The following is a 19750-nucleotide window of genomic DNA, read 5'->3' on the forward strand; positions in this document are numbered from 1 at the left end:
CCCAGAAAATAAACTGCAGTAAAAAGGGCCGCTTTCTGGCCCTTTTTACTGCTTATTGATAAAGCCTTTTTGTTGGACTTTCTGTTGCAGTTGAATTGTTATCCTCTTCTACCTGCTCCAGATCACTATAATTGAACGTGGTGATACTAGCAGGAAGCGCTGGAGAAAAAGTAATTGTACATGACTGGGCAGTCACTTGATTACAGGCAGTCGCCGGCGATGGATTTGACACATACACTCCTGGTGAAGTTTGATAGTAGGTAGTTGCAAAACGTAAATTCCCTTTAGTGCTGGTAAATGCACTGGCGCTTAATGCAATTGCTGCAACCGCAACGCCATAAAATAATCTTTTCATTGTTATTTATTTAAGATTGTGGAATGATGCTGTATTTCTTTTGACAGGGTACAGCTTTACCTGTTTCACGCGCGTAAATTCTTCTATTTTTTATTAAGGAGCAGGGCGAATAAGGCCACAAGGATGCATCCGCTATTGAACCAAAGATGCTGGGACCAGCTCATGGAGCTGATGATTCCCCCACAGCCACAAGGCATTTCATTACCCTTCAAAAACATTAGAACCAGATAACCTGTAAACAGCAGTAGCAACAAAAGTGCGGCTAGCAGGCCCATCCTCCTGGTGGCCGGGATGATCAGCAATATGCTGATCCCGATCTCTGCCACCAGGATCGCTATTGCCAGTAACTTACTGTGTTGGCCGATATAGTCAGAATGAATAAAGGCTTTGCTGAATGAACCGAAATCTCCAATCTTACTCCAGGCCGCATACACAAACAGCAAAATGAACAGGTAAGCAATTATTTCAAAAACCAAAAAGCTGATCGTAAGCGATTTTCCTAGTTGACCGGAAGAGCCAGTGGTGATAATTTTTTCTTTCATCGTAGGGAGGATTGAGTAATACTAAGTTCAACACTGAGCCTAATTAAAAACCCGATACCAATCGGTAAAAAAACCGATAGCGATCGGCCAGAAGCATCATCTTCAGTATTTTCTTTTACCCAGATGTCTGGTTCTCAACCTCCCTAGGGTATCCGGAGCCATACCCATAAAGTCAGCGATGTAATTCAACTGTGTCCGGGCAAACAGGTAATTCAGAACTTGTTCTTTGTCCAGATATCGCTCCTGGACGCTCAGGTTGTTCATATCCAAAGCATGTTCTGTTCTTAACCGGTGATGCTCACCCCTAATCCGTTCCATGATTACCTCCACTTCTTTAAAATCCTCTTTTAAAGTAACCCATTGGAAATAACTGATAAAAACAGTCTTACTATAGTCAGTTACCTCGATCGCCCGTTCGCTAACCTGCTGACTAAAGAATCCGGGATCGGTATATACAAAATGATGTGGCAGCCAAAACCAAGTCGTATTTTTCTTCAAAGTCAGTTTATTCATCCTGATTTCCCTCAGCAGGCCATCCAGTAAGAACCAAACTATTTCCTGTTTTTCCCCGAAATTCAATATCGTGCAACCTTTGTCATAAGTCGCCTCACAAAGCAGCTCCTTTAACGCAATTTTTAACCTTAAACTGATCACGATAAAGGTATCTAATACCTCTATCAGTTGATTAAAAGAACTATCCGAGATCCGTTTCATAGTAACACTGATTAAAAGAAAAAACCTTGATCTCAAAACCCAAAAATTGTTGCAATTCAATCTTATTCCTGGCACCGGTTTTATAAAAAATCCGCTGCACATGTGCATCCACCGTCCGAACTGATATGTGCAATAGCTCCCCGATCCACTTATATGTCTTCCCAAGACAAAGCATTTGGGCAATTTCCGTCTCACGGGAACTCAAGCCAATATCAAGACAGGTTTGTTTGAAATCGTTTTGCTGCCGTTCGTCCATTGCATCCTTTTTCATCAACCGCATTTTTTCCAATCGTTCAAACCGACCTGATTTGTGCAGGAACAACAGGCCATTAACCACAAATCCTGTGTTGGTAAAGATGACCTCCACCCACTGGATAACATTTAGATAGGCAAATAGACACATGAAAATCCAGGGAGAAACCGCCCAGCAAATCATATGCATTTCCAATCCAGCGTAAGGCTTTCGAACCGACACTACTGAAGTGTATTTTTTACGTACTGCCCTGAACATGGAAAACAGCAATACAGGCGAATAAAAACACGGAATGATCAATCCATAACTAATTGCAAATTTCAGGTCACCTGATAACGGATACATGAACACAAAAAATATCAGATAAGGCAAGAGCAAAAACAATGGTGCCCCATATAATGCATGAAATTTCAACACAGTCAAATTAAACGACCTATAAAAATAGAAAGGAAAATAAGCCGCCATTAAAAATCCCGAGCCATAGGCTAACTTATTCTGTAAGGAAACAGAAATAAAATGAATCCTGGGATCTGGAAAAAGAGCACCACTGAGGTTATAGTGCATCAGCAAGATTAATAATACCAAATAGCCCACACGGCGCTTATCATCAGGGTACATTAAGTAGAGGTATAACTGTACACTGAAAATCATGAGCTCAAGAATCAAGAACACAAAAGTGATCAGGTGCATTTCAGAATTAAAGACTAACATAGGGAGGATGATTAGGCAATGATTGGAATGTCTTATTTGACGAACGCTATGTGAGGTATTTTAAGAAGTATAAAGTGTAACCAATATCCTGTGTATGATAGACATGAAGGCCGAATTTCTGATACCAGGGAATATTCTCAACCGTAGAAGTTTCCAGGTAAAAAGGCAAGCCCATGACCTCAGCTTCGTTAGTTAATTCCTGTAATAATACACTGCCTAAACCCCGCCCAGCCGCTAAAGGGTCTACACCAATAAACCAGAGGTAATAAAATGGCAATTGGGGATGCTGTTTTTTTATTAAGGCCTCCCGCTTAAGCACTTTGGGTAAATTAGAGAGACCTATTACTTTAAAAACGAGTTTTACATCCCAGTAAATCCCTTTTAAGGTAACGCTCTTCTTATCGGGAAACAGCACCAGTGCACATGCATTTTTATCTTCGGACAAAATCACTCTGCCATAAGTGTTGCACATGAAATAGGCGTACTCCATCAATAACTTTATTCTTGACAAACGCTTTCTATCTTGCTTGACAATATAGTTTACACTTTTATTGTCTTTAAAAGCATTTGCTAAAATTTCAGTTACCCGAATTCGATCCTCATTGCTGATTACCATATCTTAATTCAATAAAACACCCAAGATACACATTATACCAATTTGGACTTTTTACTTACGAACATCCTTTTGATGGTAATGCCCACCGAAAGTAAATAGATGTGTAAAAGTCGTCGTAGCTAGACTAGTCGTTGGATCATCAGGAGGATCATTCTGGTAAGTATTTTTTATTTCAAAAACCACCTCTGGTTCAATAACCAGCTTTTTTTTGTTTCGAGTTTCCATAACTTTTTTTTTGAAAAATTAGCGCAAAGGGTCAACTCAAAGAATTTTATTATACCACGATACTTCTTTTTTATATAAAAACCATAAATTGTAGTGATCAACCTATTATGAAATTTACAGTACGTCTGAAGATAATCGGCAGGCATATTGCTTTTATTGCCGCCTATTTTTTGTATGAAGCCGGAATGCTCTATGCCTACAGTGGTGATTGGATCAATTTCTGGGATGCATTCTGGCATTTACTAGTTAATCTTTGCCTGTTTTACGGCAATGCGCACCTCCTCCTTGCCTGTGCCAGTTCCTTCTCTACAGCCTTGCAACGGATGGCTGCCAGCATACTGCTCATAGTTCTGGAATTCTCTGTCTTTTTACTGCTTAAGTACTTACTTTCACAGGCCTATGTCGAATTTGAGATTCCCACCACCAGGCCTTATGAAGATTTTAACCGCTTTCTAAGGGATACAATCTGGAGATTTATATATGTTTCGGGACTGAGTTTCGCTTACTGGCTTCACATCACCTCCAACCGAAAACAAAGACAGGTTGCCTTGCTTGAACAAGGAAGGCTGAAGGATCTGGCAGATCGCGAGATTGCAAAACGTGAATTTATCAGCATTGAAAATGCATTCCTGAAGTCACAGATCAACTCCCATTTTCTTTTCAACACCTTAAATTACCTTTACAATAGTATTCAGGACCTGAATAAAGATGCGGGTGACACTATCCTTCGTCTTTCCAGTATCATGCGTTATAGTTTAAATACGCCTTCTGGAGGGAAAGTAAAACTCAAAGAGGAAATCCAGCATATCAGTGATATCTTTGAGATCAGCACCTTAAAATCAGCAGGTCGTGCGTATATAGACTTCTCAATTCAGGGCAACCCTGCTGAGCTTGAAATCATTCCTCTTGTACTCGTTACCCTTGCAGAAAACCTCTTAAAATATGCCGATCTTAAAGACCGGACCAACCCTGCTGAATTTCATTGCACTATCAGTGATACGACACTCATAATCAAAATTCTAAATCATAAACGAAAATTTGTATCCCCAATAGGGCATGGCATTGGTCTGAAAAATACAAAGAAGAGATTAACCAGAGCCTATTCGAATCGTTACCAATTAGATATCGCTGACTCAGAATCTAGCTATAAACTTACTCTTAACATTCAATTATCATGAGACAATACAAGGCCATAATTGTAGATGACGAAGTACATGCATTGGACACTCTGCGTTCCTATATCCAAAAAACACCAAGCCTAAGGCTTGCCGGAAGCCATGAAAATCCATTAGAGGCTCTGGAAATTCTTTCAGGCAACCAACCACCTGATATCGCTTTTTTAGACATTGATATGCCAGAACTCTCTGGGCTGGTACTTGCAAAACTTACCAGCAGCAAAGTTCAGGTGGTATTTACTTCCGCACACGAACAGTATGCCCTTGATGCATTTGGCGTTAATGCCGTTGATTATCTGCTAAAGCCCTTTTCCTTTGAAAGGTTTCTTATTACCGTCCAAAAAGTATGTAAAAAAATTACTAAAGCAGAAACTCCTATAGCCTCTATGCCGCTGTTTTTTAAAGCCAATGTAAAAGGTAAAATCATTAGGATAATGAGTGATAAAATCACCTACATTGAAGCCATGCTAAATTACATAAAGATTTATACCATTATCAGTGAAACTCCAAAAATCATTTATCTCTCCCTTAAGGAAGCAGAATCAAAATTAGGGGGAACTAATCTGATCAGGATAAACCGGTCTTTTGTTATCAATACTACATTCCTGGAGGTAGTAGAGGGCAATAGGATCACCATGAGTAATGGTGAAAGGTTCACCGTTGGCCCAAGCTATAAAACCAGCTTTCACGCCTATCTGAACGCCAATACAATCGGTGGTAAATAGTAACTAAAAACTATCCCATATTGAGAGAAAGTTGTTTTTCTCTGCCATTTAGAGAATAGTAGTATTTTCTGAGCAAATAGTACACGTTCCGGTCGAATTCTGGTGAGCCTGCGGCGTTTATTCTGTTCAGATGCATATGGATCAGATCTGAAACAAAACGATTATAACGGTCCTGAGAAACGAGCAGCTTTGTGTCTGTTATCGCTTTACATTTTTCCTGCAGCTTTCGAATTTCACTGGCAACGGGACAGCCAAAATATTTTTCAGGATGCTTTACCGCAAGCTCCAGTTGATGTCTTTTCTTCCGGTAGTAGTTATCCAGCTTTACTTGCTTTTCTGCTGTTCTCATCATTGCTTTACGCATATTCTCTGAAAAGGCCAACCTTTCATTCAAAGCAGGAAGTATTGCAGACAAAATCTGTGCAACAGAGCTAAATGCAAAACAGATACGGTCCTCCAAAGTATTCGCAACCTGATGAAAACTAAGTACAGCATCACTACTCAGCTCAAATATCCCTTCGACCTTCTCCATCCCGGCGAACCCATAACGCTCAAGCTCAGGCTGATAACTAGCAATTATAAAATCAGCAATCAATCCATTTTTAAAGAGCCTTTTGATCATGCGGTTGATGGCGGCTGCAATCTCGGACGCAAAAAGTGCATTCGTCCTCATCCTTAAACGAAGGTGATGGTCCGGATCAGCATATCGGACAAAAAACCAGCAATAAATTGCATTTCTTTTTCGAAACCGCTGCAAAATCCTATATAAAGAATCCTTACTCAAAAGCAGATTTACCGTCTCTGGATGCGCATATATCTTAAAATATAACCACTCCTCACCAGGAAAGAATGCTGTTTTAACATTTCTCACTACATCCGCCTGCATGGGAATCTGCGGCTGGTATGAGGATTCCTCATTCATTAGGAAGGCAATGTACTGACCAAGATAAATATTCCCCTTAAGGTCATAAACTTTGGAACTATCTCCTGGTAGAAAGAATTCTCTGAGTATAACCTGTGATTGATTTTTTATGATTTGTAGAAAGTACCAGATCGATTCTTCACAATTAAGATCAAACACTAACTGGCGGTCATAGCTGGTTAAGGCAAACCATCTAACCAGCTGGGTAGAAGAAGCCATCTTATGAAAGCTAGCAAGACCATGCGCAGAATCTGCAAAATCATTTATGACATTTTTATCCCAAATCCATTTTGCAGCAGATAAAATGATGTTTTTATACATTACTCTAGGATAATATCTTAAACCGGGTAAATAAAATTCAGGATCAAATGAAAAATCACATTTCAGATGCTGGTATTGTAAGTCTCCGAGAAACCTTAACAAAGGCAGATTACTAAGTTTGTAATTATATGCACTCGCCAATCTGGGAACAACAATTTTATTCAATCGTTTAGAACGCATGATTACTTGCCCGGCCACCACTTTAATATGCAGATCACTAAGTGAAATTATTCGCTTTTGTGGCAAACCAGAATGCACCAGCACCGGAATTTCAAAATCCCTGAGATGTCCCCTGCTATTGATGTTGTCTGAGACAGAATCATCCATAGCGGCTATCTCTGCAAAGACGACCTCAGGATTTTTTGCTTGTTCCAGTGCAGTGATCACTCTAAGTTCATCGAGAATTTGCGGATGATGAGAAAACCTACCTGAGATGCTCACTGCACTATTACCTCCGGCATTTTCAATAAATAGATAAGGCCCGGATTGTTGGAACATAATCCATAAAGAAGGTGGGAAGTGTTTTACGTTGTCAGCTGGTAACCTATTAATGTCATCTTCTGAAATGGAGACAGGCCCCCTATTATCAGGATCGGACATCTTCTGTAGAAGCAAAGCGCTTACCTCCGTCCAGTTTTTTTCATAAATACGCTGATTTCCATCAGAAAAACGCATTAAATCGTCGTCTTCTATACCTGATTTCTCCGTTCCCAGATAACTTATTCCGTACTGAGGATCTAAGGCCAGTAGCAACGGGACCTCGGTATTTTCAAATCTTTTCATGAATTTTTCAGCAAATTGTGACAATGTCCCTTCCTGACTAACTGCTAATCTGTCAAGCACCTTCAATCCTTCCAGGATGTCATCTTGATGACCACAGGGAAGGCTTCCTTGTTGCTTATGAAAAGCGATTGAGTAGAATTCCTGATTGGTGATAACTTGATCTGATCTCGTTTGCAAAAAGCATCCTGTAATACGTGGTAATGCGGAATGATATAAAACTTGCGCTTTGATTAATTTAATGATTAAAGCTGATCTGTCATTCTCTTGAAGACAGTCAGTCAGAAAATTAAACACCTCCTTATAATTGCTTGGTTGCTTAAGGAATTTTAATAGTCTGGCAAGCAGCCTTGATTTATAGACCTTCATTAGCTTAAAGGTTGACCTTCCTTTACCGAAGCTACGTTGACGAAATAAATAACGGAATTGATTTCCAAGCTTATAAACGGACGGATTTGCATAAATAAGTGTTTCCTCCGTCAACGCATGAATAGGATCAGCCCCTCCAAAATTTTGGAAAGTCATCAAAAACGACTTTGTGCTGCGCACCAAAAGTCTGTTTTGTTGACCCCAGCTTAACATAGATACAGATGCAAATGCGCCAAATGGTGTTGCCCTATAAGACATCCTGTTGTAATATTTGAAAACAGCCACACGATGTTCAGTAGTCAATAATTCATAGACAAACCCGTTTTTTTTCAACGCGTTATACAAGTCTGTGCTGGCCATGAGCAATGCCTGTTGAAAATCTTTATCCCTGAGTGCCTCCCGAAGGTGCTCAGGGCTGAAATGAGAATATGGCCTTGCAGGTGTTCTGACCAACAATTTGGGATAAAACGAATATTTCATTTGACTTATCATACGTCAAATATGCAAATGAAATATTCAATAAAAACACTCAAGATACTGAAAAACAAGCAATTAAGCTTAAATAAAAGTCAAAATCATCAATCTTATCCCTATCAACTAGCTGCTTAATATAAATTTCTGAGCACTTGATATAATAACTAAAAAAGATGTAAAAACCGGGGTTTCTGGGAGTCCACTAGAACATTTAGAAGTGATTTTGGCTGTTATAAGAGAGGTTTACAAGAAAAGATGAAAGGAAAGCACTATGGTTTCTCCTTCCTTTCAATATACTTCAGAAAATTTTATGGATGAAAAATGCTTATTTTTATAGAAATGAGCAATAACACCTCAAATCCGTATTTTAATTCGAAAAAGACTTCGTTAATCATATTAGCGATAGTGGCCCTATTTTGTTCCAGGATGCTGTTTTTCTTTTTCGATGATCCTGAAGGCCCCAATCTTCTAATAGTCGTAATTTTGGCTTTGCTTATCTATTTGTTTTCTTTTGGGGTATATTTATTCGCCCCTTCCAGAACCAGTGGTATAAAGAGGCTTTTGATAGCTATTTGTAGCCAGATTCTATTAGTCATTTGTCTCTATTTTTCTATGAAGTGTTTTACCTGTACTCAGTATTTAGGAATCAAATTTCGGAATGATACAAGCTGTTTTTCTTAATTTGAATGACATAGGAGATTTCGCTGAAGTTTAAATCGTTGGTACTGCATATCTGGATTAACCTAGGAGCCTGTCGGACTTCTTTTGAAATAATTTAGCAGAACTGCATGCTCAAAGGCTTATCTTGAAGAGATGAAACACTTCAAAGGGAGCGGTGCGGGAACAGGGCTTATTAATGCCTCATGATTTATCAGATTGGCTTCCAGAAGATCATTTGGCACGCTTTGTAGTCGAGATAGTTGATCAGCTAGACTTCAAGAATGTTTATGGTCAATATAAAAGTGGCGGGAGTGTTGCCTATAATCCGAAATTATTGCTTAGGTTATTGTTTTACGGCTATTCTACAGGTGTTTTTAGTTCAAGCAAATTGGAAAGTTCCACCTATAATTCTGTAGCTTTTCGTTTTATAAGCGGTAATCAACATCCGGATCACGATATCGCTACTTGTCTCTTGGGGGATTGGCTACAAACCAGTTCACGCATTAAAATTAGTAGCTCTAAGGGTGTTCCTGGGACTAACCCATTGCCACCACTCGTTCCCGATACCGGTGGTGGGCCGCTAACCCCAGGTGACAACAATGTGGAAGACTTGCAAAATCCAAATCCTGCCGACAGCAATCCATCCACCGTTATCAAATAAGAAGGATGATCTGGCTTAACGGGAATGATAGGAAAATTGAATATGGCATTATCCCTCTATCTTTACAGTCGGTACGATACAGGTTTACTTTTGTAAAAGGAAATAAATTTTCTAATTACAAAAAAAACACCACTAACTATAATTGTCAAGATCACACACAAAATATTCCGGTTACAAATTGCCACTATTTTACAATTACTGTCTTCCGATTGCTATTCCCTCTTGTTAGGCAATGCCCGTTTTACCTCAAGAACAACAAAGCAAAGCCCACAAACCACAAATAAATTAAGAATAGGACAAGTTTAATTACGGAACCAAGGGGGTTAGCTTACACTCTAGGTTAAATCCGATAAAAAAAATTTGCAGATACGAAAGTAAATTTTTAGTATTGTATAATAGACCAGATTAGACTAGATGAACCCCCTTTTTTATTTACTCCCAAAAGGACGTATATCAAATTGAGCGCAAGGCCTTTTCTCGGATCACTTATAGTTAAAATAAATTGTAAATAAAGAAGAATGAGAAACTGCTATTTTGATACCGTGATTTTATCGCGATACAGATTGATCCTTTTGACAATCGCATTTTATGGTTTTTCCTTTGCCTCCGCACAGGTTGTAGCGGTTAATTTTACTTCATCTGACAAAGATCTAGAACGTGCTTTTAACTGGGCCAAGGAAACGGCCCTAAATTATAGGGGAGCAGATACTGATCCTGCCGGGCCATGGTATGAAGCAGCACTCCCTTCACGATATGCATTTTGTATGCGTGATGCGTCACATCAATGCATTGGCGCTGAAATACTGGGGATGGGCAGAGAGAACCTAAATATGTTTACGTTATTCGCCCAGAACATATCAGCAGCTAAAAATTGGTGTTCTTATTGGGAAATCAATAAACATGGCAGGCCTGCACCTGAAGATTATAGGAATGATAAAGAATTCTGGTACAATTTACCCGCAAATTTTGATGTCCTTTTTGCGACCTGGCGTCTGTACAAATGGACGGGAAACAAGTATTACCTCAATCATCCGTCTTTTGTCCTTTTCCAGAAAAAAACGGTTAAGGAATATATTGACACCTGGGTGCTTTCTGCTGATTCCCTCCTGACAAGACCAGCACATCTTCATACTCCAATCCCGTATAACGAGAACGATTATTTTCATAGTTGTCGGGGGCTCCCTTCGTATTCTGAGGGAATACCAAATATGAAGACGGGGATTGATCTCATTGCCGCCATCTATCGGGGCCTACAGACCTACTCAGACATACTTTCTTACAAGGGACAGCATAAAGAAGCTAAATTATACGCCATGAAAGCAGATCATTACCGGGAGCGGCTGGAGGCAGATTGGTGGAATAAAAATCAAGGCCACTATTATCTTTACTACAGTAGTGAGGGTAAATTCGTAAAGGATGGCCCGGTGCCTTATCTACTGTGGTTCGACGCATTGAAAGACACCTCTCGAATCAAGCGTCATATGAAACAAATTGCTTCGGCTGTAAGTAATGTAGAAACCACTTCCTATTTCCCGTATTTGTTCTATAAAAATGGGGAGTGGGATCAAGCGAGGCGATACCTTCTTTACCTTTCTGATCCGACGACTCCCAGAAGAGAATATCCGGAGGTTTCTTTCGGGGTCATAGATGGTATTGTACAAGGCTTAATGGGCATATCTCCGGATGCACAAACAAATACAATTAGTACATTATTTAGAAGTAACAGCAAGGGCTCAGCTTCTCTTAATAGTTTACCGGTGTTGCAAACCATAATCAAAGTGACTCACAATAATGAACGTCAAACTATCATCTGCAATTCTGGGAAAAAGTCCATTAAATGGAAAGCCCTTTTTATGGGAAATTATCCTCATGCAATTATAAACGGTATTGCTCAGGCCTCAAAAAAAGAGACAAATGCCCAAGGAAAAGTGATGAGCTGGGTACTGGCAGAGGTAAAGCCCGGAAAGCAAATAACCGTTAATGTAAAACCATAATAAATCATAAATATTCTATGAATTCCCTGAAAAAGAAAGCCTTCCTGACTCCAGTGCTTTTAATTGTTAGCTTGACAATATATGGTCAGCAAACAGTCAAACCTGTGCAAAAAGACAGATGGGCCATTCAGCCAAATGGAAGCATCACCTGGCAAACAAACGAAAACCTGCCACATTCGGATCACATCGAAATGTCTGGCGAAAAAGTTTCCCTCTGGCTCGATTATCGTGTTGATACAACCGGCATCACCAGGATCATCCGTAAGGTGGTTTTTCCGACCTTTCGAATGTTGCCTGATGAAACCAGAAGTCATATTACTTATACTTTTCAGGATAATGAATTGCCGCAGATTTATATCAACAATAGCCTTCTGAAAACTGATATATCCAAGAGGGAACAAAAGGGTAGCTATGCTTTTGTTTCCAAAAGCATCAACCATAATGGCATCATGCGCATCATGGCTACTGCAGGAAAATCAGATGAAGTAAAAATTGAACGCAGCTTCTTCCCTTCTGTGGATAGACCACTGGCCATTGAAAAATTTGTTTTCACCAACACGGGTACCAAACCTGTAACGGTGTTGATGGAGAAATTAAACCGTTCAGTTACGACAGATACTTCGCGAAGCAAGTCATCACCGCATACTGTCGTAATGAAAACGATTAATGAAGGTAGCCGTACCCTGGAGTCTGGCCAATCTACAGTTTATGCCATTTGTTATTTTGCTACAGATTATCCGGAAATGTCATTCCCTATCGATCCGGTAATAGAAGAACAAAAAAGAGCTAAACGCATTGGCGAAATCTTATCCCCTTTGCAATTAGAAACACCAGATACGATTTTAAACACCGCCTTCGCTTTTGCAAAAATCCGCGCAACAGAAAGTATTTTTAAAACCAAACGTGGATACCTTCACGGCCCCGGAGGGCTGGAATATTATGCCGCAATATGGGCAAACGATCAGGCTGAGTATATCAATCCTTATTTTGCTTTTTCCGGAGACAGCATCGGCATTTTGTCAGCGATGAATAGTTATCGCTTATTTGGAACTTATATGACCCCCCAATACACCCCTTTACCTAGCTCCATTGTTGCCGAAGGAGACGCGGTGTGGAATGGTGCCGGTGACCGGGGGGACCAGGCTATGATCGCCTATGGTGCATCCAGATTTGCACTTACTTATGGAAAAGCTGATTCAGCCAAGGTCCTATGGCCGCTGATAAGCTGGTGTTTGGAGTATTCCCGCAAACACATCAATGACCAGGGAGTAGTTGAATCTCAAAGTGATGAATTAGAAGGAAGGTTTCCTTCTGGCAAAGCCAACCTTTCTACCAATTGTTTATATTATGATGCGCTTGTCTCGGCAGCTTTACTAGCCAAGCAGTTACATTTACCTCAGCATCAGATTGATGAATATACATCACAAGCAAATAGGCTCAAGCTTAATATTGAGAAATATTTTGGGGCTAATGTTGCAGGTTTCGATACGTATAAATACTATGAAACCAACAATACCCTTCGGGCCTGGATCAGCATGCCACTTGCAATGGGAATTTACAACCGCAGCAAGGGAACTATCGACGCTTTATTTTCGCCCCAACTCTGGACCGCTGACGGGTTGGCAACTGAGGCTGGTAAGGAAACCTTTTGGGACCGATCTACTTTATATGGTCTTCGCGGTGTATTGCAAGCTGGCGCGACAGACAAAGCAATGGAATTCCTTCATTATTACTCACGCCGAAGATTATTGGGAGAGCATGTCCCCTATCCTGTTGAAGCTTACCCTGAAGGCAGTCAAAGACATCTTTCGGCCGAAAGTGGTTTGTATTGCAGGGTATTTATCGAGGGTTTATTTGGCATGAGACCCACTGGATTCAATACTTTTAACTGTACACCCAGATTACCAAAAAAATGGGAACAGATGAAGCTTCGGAACATCAAAGCATTTGATACTGTTTTCGATTTGCAGGTCGGACGGCTAAAGAACGGAAGCATACGTATCACAGTATTAGAAGCGAGGGGCAGTCATACATACACGATCAAAAATGGGGAAACCATACCCATAAAATTAGGAAGAAAAGAAGGCAATCAGCGCAAATAAAGAAACCTTCCTGACTAGCTTAAATCAAATAACTAACCAAATTATAAACCAAACCAAACGAACTATGAGCAGAAAGATACGAGAATAAAAAACAGTCGGTTAGCCCGCATATAAAGCCGGAAAGTGTTCCTAGCACTGTCCGGCAAAAGCCCGGGTTAACATCAGCCCATTGAGTAATCGACATAATTTTTTAACCCAAACTTTTCAAAAGTATGAAATTAAAATCAAAAGCCAAGCTACCGCTATGGCTTCAATTTCCCAAACCATTACTCGCATTGCCATTGACTGCACTGAGCATTTTAGCTGTTTGCAGGCAGGCAAATGCCAAATACACCATTAAAGCCAGTATGAATACTGAGCTGGAAATACGTAGACCGGCTCTGGATAATCCGATAAACATTATTAATATAAAAGGTAAGGTAACAGACGAAAAAGGATTGCCTTTGCCAGGTGTAAGTGTGAGAATAAAGGGTACAACCGGTGGTACTCAGACGGACACCAACGGAAATTATACCATCAGTGTCCCCAATGATCAGGCTACACTAGTGTTCAGTTATGTTGGTTATAATATCCACGAACAACAAGTTGGCAACTCAACTAGCATCAATGTTGTTTTAACGAGTAAGAATTCTGACCTAAGCGAAGTCGTGGTGGTTGGCTATGGCACACAGAAAAAAGGAGATGTTGTCGGCGCTGTTAGCACTGTAAAGGGTGAAGCAGTGTTGCAAAATGCCTCCCCTTCGGTATCCAATTCTCTGGCTGGGCGTGTACCAGGCTTAATCGTCAGTAACCGTTCCGGAGAGCCCGGTGCCGATGGTGCTAACCTATTGATCAGGGGACTGAACTCATTTGGCGGGGGTACCAGTCCTCTTGTTGTAGTGGATGGAATTCCAGACAGGGATTTGAACCGGCTTAATCCGGATGATATTGAGAATGTCACGATCTTGAAAGATGCTTCCGCTGCTATCTATGGCGTTAGATCTGCAAATGGAGTCATCTTGATAACTACTAAAAGAGGGAAAACAGGAAAGGCAGCTATCCATTATGACGGATCATACAGCATCCAGCAATTAACAAAGTTTACCCACCGTGTTAATGCCTGGGAATACATGACATATTTTAATGAACTAAACCTTAATCAGGGGAATACTGCTCCTTATGCCCAAAGTGAAATTGATAAATATAAGGCAGGGAATGATCCTAACTATACCAGTACCGACTGGATGGATGCTGTATTCAGGAAAAACGCACCACTAAACAACCATTCTCTTTCTGTACAAGGTGGTGGGGAGCAGGTAAAATATTATTTTTCTGCACAAACACTCGACCAACAAAGCAACTTGAGAAATAGCGACCAGCGATTTAAGCAATTTAATATCCGTTCCAACATTGATGCTAACATTTCTCCAAATTTGAAAGTTAATCTGGATATCGCCGCTCGTAAAGAAAACAAGAATAACCCAGTGGTCTCATTGGGCCAAACTTTACATGAAGCGGTAAGTATGTACCCTTTCTTACCCGTCTACTGGCCCAACGGATCTGCAAATGCAGGTGTATCGAATGGCCGAAACCCGGCAATTATGACTTCTTCACTGCCTGGCTATGACCGCACAAATTATTACACTGTAAATCCTACACTTGGATTTGACCTGAAGCTTCCATACCTTGTTAAAGGACTCTCCCTAAACGGCTATGCGGCATTTGATTACAAATACGTTGAACGTAAAACATTTCGACAGCCCTGGGATGCCTATACCTACGATGCGACAAGTAATACTTATAGTAACCAAAGAAGCAGTACCAGTATTTTAAGTCTTGCTCAAGATGCCCAATTGACCAATCAGAACACCTATTTCCTGAAGTTGGCTTATGATCAAAAATTCGGGGACCATAGCATCAATGCATTTGCCGGTGTGGAACAAACAACAAGCAATTGGAATGACACTTATGCTTACCGCAGAGATTTGTTGAGCAATCAGCTTGACCAACTTTTTACTGGAAGTACTGTGGATCAGAATGCCACTGGTTCCGCTTCTCAAGATGGTCGTGAAAGCTATTTGGGAAGGGCTTCTTATGCCTTTAAGAATAAATATCTTGCTGAAGCTTCATTTCGGCACAATGGCTCATTCAATTTTCCAACCGATAAAAGATGGGGCTTGTTCCCGGCCATCTCTCTGGGCTGGAAAATTTCTGAAGAAGCTTTCTTTAAAGACAACATTAAGGGGGTAGATCAGTTAAAATTCCGTGCTTCTTGGGGCTTAATGGGAAATGATGCGGTGGCCCAGTATTTATATGTGACCCGATACCAGTTGGTAAACAACCCCATTTATTACACCTACTTTGGAGAGAACTATACAGAGGTAAAAAACCTATATCTTTCCGCAACACCAAATCCCAATATTACCTGGGAAAAGCAGGACACCAGAAACATCGGATTTGACGCTGCTTTCCTTTCAAATAGGCTAAATGTTACTTTTGATGCCTTCCGATTCTTAAGAAGAGATATTCTGGCCCAGCGTAATGCTTCAGTACCGCAATATACAGGGTTATCCCTTCCCCCTGAAAACATTGGCAAATCTCTGAACAGGGGTATTGATTTCTCTATCAACTATAATGAAACCAAAAATAATTTCAGGTATAATTTCGGCGCCAACTTTACCTATACCAAGAGTAAGATTATTTTCCGTGATGAATCACCTAATATCCCTGAATGGCAAAAATCTACAGGCTATGCAATTGACTCTTGGCTAGTGTACCAAACAAAGGGCATTTATCATACGCAGACAGAAGTAGACAATTCACCGCATATGTCGGGCGCAAAACCTGGGGACCTCTGGTTAATTGATAAAAGTGGAGATGGCAATATTACAAGTGATGATATGGTGAGGGTTCCTGAATCAGCTACACCAAAAATCATGTACGGACTTGTAATGGGCGCTGAATATAAAGGCGTTGCCTTAAATATGGTATGGTCTGGCCAAGCGATGGCAAAGCAGATGATATTGCCACAGTCACAAGGCTCTTTGGTCGCTCCTCCGCAATACCTATATGACGGACGTTGGACGCCGGAGAATCCAAATGCTGAATATCCAAGAGCTTTTAACTCTACCGATCCAAGAAATTCAATATCTGCTGATTTCTGGTTGAGAAATGCTGCATTTTTACGCCTAAAAACCGTTGAAATATCTTATTCTTTACCTACACATACCTTTGAAAAATACGGCATCGGGGCCGTGAAGGTATTCGCAGGAGCCACCAACATGTTCACTTTTGGCAGCATGAAGAAGTACGGTGTTGACCCTGAGACCAATAACATTACGGGGATCAACTACCCACAGACCCGCATTTTCAGGTTCGGTTTAAATGTTAATTTATAAAAATGACATACATGAAAAATAAAATATTCATCTGCTGTTATATCCTATGTGTGATGATAACAGCATGCAAAAAGGATGTGCTCAATAAAACGCCACTCGATTCCTATACTGATCAATCGGTATGGAACGACCTAAGTCTTGCCGAAGCATTCACAAATAATCTGTACAACGTATTACCAAACGCTGAACACAATTGGGATAACACCACCAACAGAACATGGGCCTTATCCTCAGCTTCTGATGAAGCATACAACAAATTTGACGATTACAATGCCTCGGTCATGAATTCAGGGTCTCTTACTCCTGATAACCTTGGTAATTTTGACATCTGGGCGCCTACATTTGGGATTATACAAAACTGTAACATCTTCCTATCAAAGATCGATAATGTTCCAGGTGACCAGGCAAGGCGAGACAGATTAAAAGGCGAGGTGACCTATTTAAGGGCCTATGCCTATTTTAAGTTGATCAGAGATTATGGTGGTGTTCCATTAATTAAAGAACCATTTAATCTGAACAGCGATTTTGAAAAGGGCCGTAACACCTATGATGAGTGCTCAAATTTCGTTTCTGACGAGCTGGACAAAGCCGCAGGATTACTTAAAAATGGCACAACGACTTATGGAAGGGTTACTGCAGCAGCCGCTCTTGCATTAAAATCGACAGTCTTATTGTATGCTGCCAGTCCCCAATGGAATCCTACAAATGACCAGGCAAAATGGACAAAAGCCTCCGATGCCGCAAAAGCCGTAATTGACTTACCATTTCAGCTATTCAAAGGCAATTATGCTGATCTTTTTACTACTAAAAATTCTGAATTGATCATGGTGAGGCTAACGAATAAACAGTATATGTGGAGCGCCTTCCAGGGTGTGGAAATGTTTTTATCCCCTAGTGGGTTCCATGGCTGGGCCTCATTCGCGCCAAGCCAGAACCTGGTGAATTCATTTGGGATGGCAGACGGAAAAGAGATCACTGACCCTGCCTCAGGCTATAATCCACAGCAGCCTTATGCCAATCGGGATCCACGCTTTTACCAGGATATTGTTTATGATGGAAGACCATTTGGAAAGCCTGAATTCTGCAAAGACCGGTATAATGTGGGCAGTACTAATGCTGCAGAGTTTTATGAAGGCGGTTTGGATTCACCTCAAGGTTGGGACAAATGGAACAATAGCGTTACCCGTTACACTTTCAGAAAATACTGCGATACCACCTATAATTTCAATGATGAAACCCAAACCAATAAATTCTGGGTCATCAGTCGCTTAAGTGAGATCTACCTGAATTATGCTGAAGCCCAGTTTTATCTTGGAAATAATGCTAAAGCCATTGAGTATTTAGATTTAATCAGGGAAAGGGCAGGTATTAAAAACAAGCTTCCTACTACCCTTTCAGGAACGGCTCTTGAAAATAGAATCCGGAATGAAAGACAGATTGAGTTGTGCTTAGAGGGGCATCGCTATTATGATGTCCGCCGGTGGAAAATTGCCAATGTAACTGAAAATAAACCATTGATGGGAGTAATCATTACCAAAAATGGTAACGGCAGCAAAACGTACAATTATGTTCAGGTGCAAACAAGGATGTTTAAGCCAGAACATTACTTACTCCCGATACCTAAAAGTGAAATGAACCGAACAAAATTAACTCAGAATCCAAACTATACAAATTAGAAAAAAGGGAATGATTCGCTTTGCGGGTCATTCCCTTTTTTCTAATTTTAGCGACTATTCCCTATCTCAGCCCATATGATCACCATTTTTGAAAAGATTCAGGAACTCGAAGAAATACCATCTTTTTCCAAACATGAACAATTTGTTCAAGGGATTATTAATGCAATCGATGAAAAAATCATCTCCAAAGGAGAAGCCCTTCCTTCTATAAACGTGCTTATAAAGAAACTGGGCTTTGCAAGAGAAACGATTATGAAAGGCTACAGGGAACTGATTGGCCGGGGAATAGTAGAATCAAAAAACAGACACGGCTATTTCGTTGCGAATGAACACACTGAACAAACGATCAGAGTGGCCTTATTAATGTACCTGATTGACTCTTTTCAAGAACAGTTCTATAGAAACTTTCGAAACGAGTTAGGACCTAACGTACATATAGACGTTTTTTTTCATCATGGTAACATCACTATATTCGAGACCATGCTCCATATGATTAAAGGCAAATACGGAGTCTATGTAATTTCACCTATCCCCCATCCTAAAACAAAGCATTTGCTGGAATTGCTGCCCATCAATAAACTCATCATGTTTGATCGTTATGAAGACTTAGATGACGAGTTTAACTACATCACTCAAGAATTTGAGCAATCCACCTACAGAATACTGGCAGAACTTGCAGAGACGATTAAGAAATTTAACGAACTGATCTTTTTTCATGTACCAGGCTCACTGGATCCGGTAGAAATCATAAAATCCTTCAAAAAATTCACCAAAGACTTTAAAATCAAAAACAGGATATTAAACGAATATAAACCTGGTAGTGTAGAAAAAGGGAAAGTTTATTTTACGCTGGACAATTCAGAAATCTGGAAAATAATGAAAGATTGTGAAATAAAACAATTAGAACTTGGCAAAGACATAGGTATTCTGTCCCATAATGATGAAGTTGTTAAAGAAATCATTGGAGGCGGATTAACTACCTATTCTGCTGACTTTTCCTTAATGGGCAAACGAGTAGCGCAGGCCATATTAAGGAAAGAAAAAGTACAGGAAATCATCCCCACAATATTGATTAGAAGAAAATCACTTTAATTCAAA

At 40.3% G+C, this 19750-nt stretch carries 14 protein-coding genes and 1 pseudogene; 8 read left to right on the plus strand and 7 right to left on the minus strand.

Features of this window, described 5'->3' with window-relative positions; genetic code table 11:
• Window positions 1–52 precede the first annotated feature (52 nt).
• The 6 genes from CPT03_RS13385 to CPT03_RS22810 form a co-directional block, all read right to left on the minus strand.
• Window positions 53–355 (minus strand): hypothetical protein, encoded by a 303-nt coding sequence (locus CPT03_RS13385; protein ID WP_099439316.1) that lies wholly within the window; start codon window positions 353–355, stop codon window positions 53–55.
• Window positions 356–438: 83 nt separating this feature from the next.
• Window positions 439–897: a MauE/DoxX family redox-associated membrane protein gene (locus CPT03_RS13390; RefSeq protein ID WP_099439317.1), complete on the minus strand. Its 459-nt coding sequence runs from the start codon at window positions 895–897 to the stop codon at window positions 439–441.
• 102 nt (window positions 898–999) lie between these two features.
• Window positions 1000–1611, minus strand: a complete 612-nt coding sequence (locus tag CPT03_RS13395; protein ID WP_099439318.1) for a hypothetical protein — start codon at window positions 1609–1611, stop codon at window positions 1000–1002.
• Window positions 1592–2482: a response regulator transcription factor gene (locus CPT03_RS13400; protein WP_157766437.1), complete on the minus strand. Its 891-nt coding sequence runs from the start codon at window positions 2480–2482 to the stop codon at window positions 1592–1594. The genes CPT03_RS13395 and CPT03_RS13400 overlap by 20 nt, the downstream gene beginning before the upstream one ends.
• Before the next feature lie 139 nt (window positions 2483–2621).
• A complete protein-coding gene (locus tag CPT03_RS13405) occupies window positions 2622–3191 on the minus strand; it encodes a GNAT family N-acetyltransferase (protein ID WP_099439320.1) in 570 nt (189 codons plus the stop codon).
• A gap of 51 nt (window positions 3192–3242) precedes the next feature.
• Window positions 3243–3416, minus strand: coding sequence for a hypothetical protein (locus tag CPT03_RS22810; protein ID WP_157766438.1), 174 nt, complete (start codon window positions 3414–3416; stop codon window positions 3243–3245).
• A gap of 107 nt (window positions 3417–3523) precedes the next feature.
• Between CPT03_RS22810 and CPT03_RS13410 the strand changes: the two genes are divergently transcribed.
• The gene (locus CPT03_RS13410) at window positions 3524–4594 is read left to right on the plus strand and encodes a sensor histidine kinase (protein ID WP_099439321.1); all 1071 of its coding nucleotides are present in this window, start codon (window positions 3524–3526) and stop codon (window positions 4592–4594) included.
• A complete protein-coding gene (locus CPT03_RS13415; protein ID WP_099439322.1) occupies window positions 4591–5316 on the plus strand; it encodes a LytR/AlgR family response regulator transcription factor in 726 nt (241 codons plus the stop codon). The genes CPT03_RS13410 and CPT03_RS13415 overlap by 4 nt, the downstream gene beginning before the upstream one ends.
• 10 nt (window positions 5317–5326) lie before the next feature.
• Here the strand turns inward: CPT03_RS13415 and CPT03_RS13420 are convergent, their stop codons facing one another.
• Window positions 5327–8188 (minus strand): lantibiotic dehydratase, encoded by a 2862-nt coding sequence (locus tag CPT03_RS13420; protein WP_172954181.1) that lies wholly within the window; start codon window positions 8186–8188, stop codon window positions 5327–5329.
• 850 nt (window positions 8189–9038) lie between these two features.
• Here CPT03_RS13420 and CPT03_RS23130 point away from each other — a divergent pair.
• The 6 genes and pseudogenes from CPT03_RS23130 to CPT03_RS13450 form a co-directional block, all read left to right on the plus strand.
• Window positions 9039–9299: pseudogene (locus tag CPT03_RS23130) on the plus strand (transposase); the annotation flags it as partial.
• A 722-nt stretch (window positions 9300–10021) separates the two neighbouring features.
• Window positions 10022–11497: a hypothetical protein gene (locus tag CPT03_RS13430; RefSeq protein ID WP_157766440.1), complete on the plus strand. Its 1476-nt coding sequence runs from the start codon at window positions 10022–10024 to the stop codon at window positions 11495–11497.
• A 17-nt stretch (window positions 11498–11514) separates the two neighbouring features.
• Entirely contained in the window at window positions 11515–13599 is a 2085-nt protein-coding gene (locus CPT03_RS13435; protein WP_099439326.1) for a hypothetical protein, read from the plus strand.
• A 212-nt stretch (window positions 13600–13811) separates the two neighbouring features.
• Window positions 13812–16976, plus strand: coding sequence for a SusC/RagA family TonB-linked outer membrane protein (locus CPT03_RS13440; RefSeq protein WP_099439327.1), 3165 nt, complete (start codon window positions 13812–13814; stop codon window positions 16974–16976).
• 11 nt (window positions 16977–16987) lie between these two features.
• Window positions 16988–18652, plus strand: a complete 1665-nt coding sequence (locus CPT03_RS13445) for a RagB/SusD family nutrient uptake outer membrane protein (RefSeq protein ID WP_172954182.1) — start codon at window positions 16988–16990, stop codon at window positions 18650–18652.
• 75 nt (window positions 18653–18727) lie between these two features.
• Window positions 18728–19744 carry a GntR family transcriptional regulator gene (locus CPT03_RS13450; RefSeq protein ID WP_099439329.1) on the plus strand — a complete coding sequence of 339 codons (1017 nt, stop codon included), beginning with the start codon at window positions 18728–18730 and terminating at the stop codon, window positions 19742–19744.
• Window positions 19745–19750 lie beyond the last annotated feature (6 nt).

The organism is Pedobacter ginsengisoli, assembly GCF_002736205.1.
Classification (GTDB): Bacteria; Bacteroidota; Bacteroidia; order Sphingobacteriales; family Sphingobacteriaceae; genus Pedobacter; species Pedobacter ginsengisoli_A.

Excerpts from the sequence above, each read along its gene's own strand:
- CPT03_RS13415 (WP_099439322.1), top strand. The coding sequence starts at position 4,591 with ATGAGACAATACAAGGCCATAATTGTAGATGACGAAGTACATGCATTG.
- CPT03_RS13445 (WP_172954182.1), top strand. The coding sequence starts at position 16,988 with ATGAAAAATAAAATATTCATCTGCTGTTATATCCTATGTGTGATGATA.
- CPT03_RS13400 (WP_157766437.1), bottom strand. The coding sequence starts at position 2,482 with ATGTACCCTGATGATAAGCGCCGTGTGGGCTATTTGGTATTATTAATC.
- CPT03_RS13435 (WP_099439326.1), top strand. The coding sequence starts at position 11,515 with ATGAATTCCCTGAAAAAGAAAGCCTTCCTGACTCCAGTGCTTTTAATT.
- CPT03_RS13395 (WP_099439318.1), bottom strand. The coding sequence starts at position 1,611 with ATGAAACGGATCTCGGATAGTTCTTTTAATCAACTGATAGAGGTATTA.
- CPT03_RS22810 (WP_157766438.1), bottom strand. The coding sequence starts at position 3,416 with ATGGAAACTCGAAACAAAAAAAAGCTGGTTATTGAACCAGAGGTGGTT.
- CPT03_RS13420 (WP_172954181.1), bottom strand. The coding sequence starts at position 8,188 with ATGAAATATTCGTTTTATCCCAAATTGTTGGTCAGAACACCTGCAAGG.
- CPT03_RS13410 (WP_099439321.1), top strand. The coding sequence starts at position 3,524 with ATGAAATTTACAGTACGTCTGAAGATAATCGGCAGGCATATTGCTTTT.
- CPT03_RS13390 (WP_099439317.1), bottom strand. The coding sequence starts at position 897 with ATGAAAGAAAAAATTATCACCACTGGCTCTTCCGGTCAACTAGGAAAA.
- CPT03_RS13385 (WP_099439316.1), bottom strand. The coding sequence starts at position 355 with ATGAAAAGATTATTTTATGGCGTTGCGGTTGCAGCAATTGCATTAAGC.
- CPT03_RS13405 (WP_099439320.1), bottom strand. The coding sequence starts at position 3,191 with ATGGTAATCAGCAATGAGGATCGAATTCGGGTAACTGAAATTTTAGCA.
- CPT03_RS13430 (WP_157766440.1), top strand. The coding sequence starts at position 10,022 with ATGAGAAACTGCTATTTTGATACCGTGATTTTATCGCGATACAGATTG.
- CPT03_RS13450 (WP_099439329.1), top strand. The coding sequence starts at position 18,728 with ATGATCACCATTTTTGAAAAGATTCAGGAACTCGAAGAAATACCATCT.
- CPT03_RS13440 (WP_099439327.1), top strand. The coding sequence starts at position 13,812 with ATGAAATTAAAATCAAAAGCCAAGCTACCGCTATGGCTTCAATTTCCC.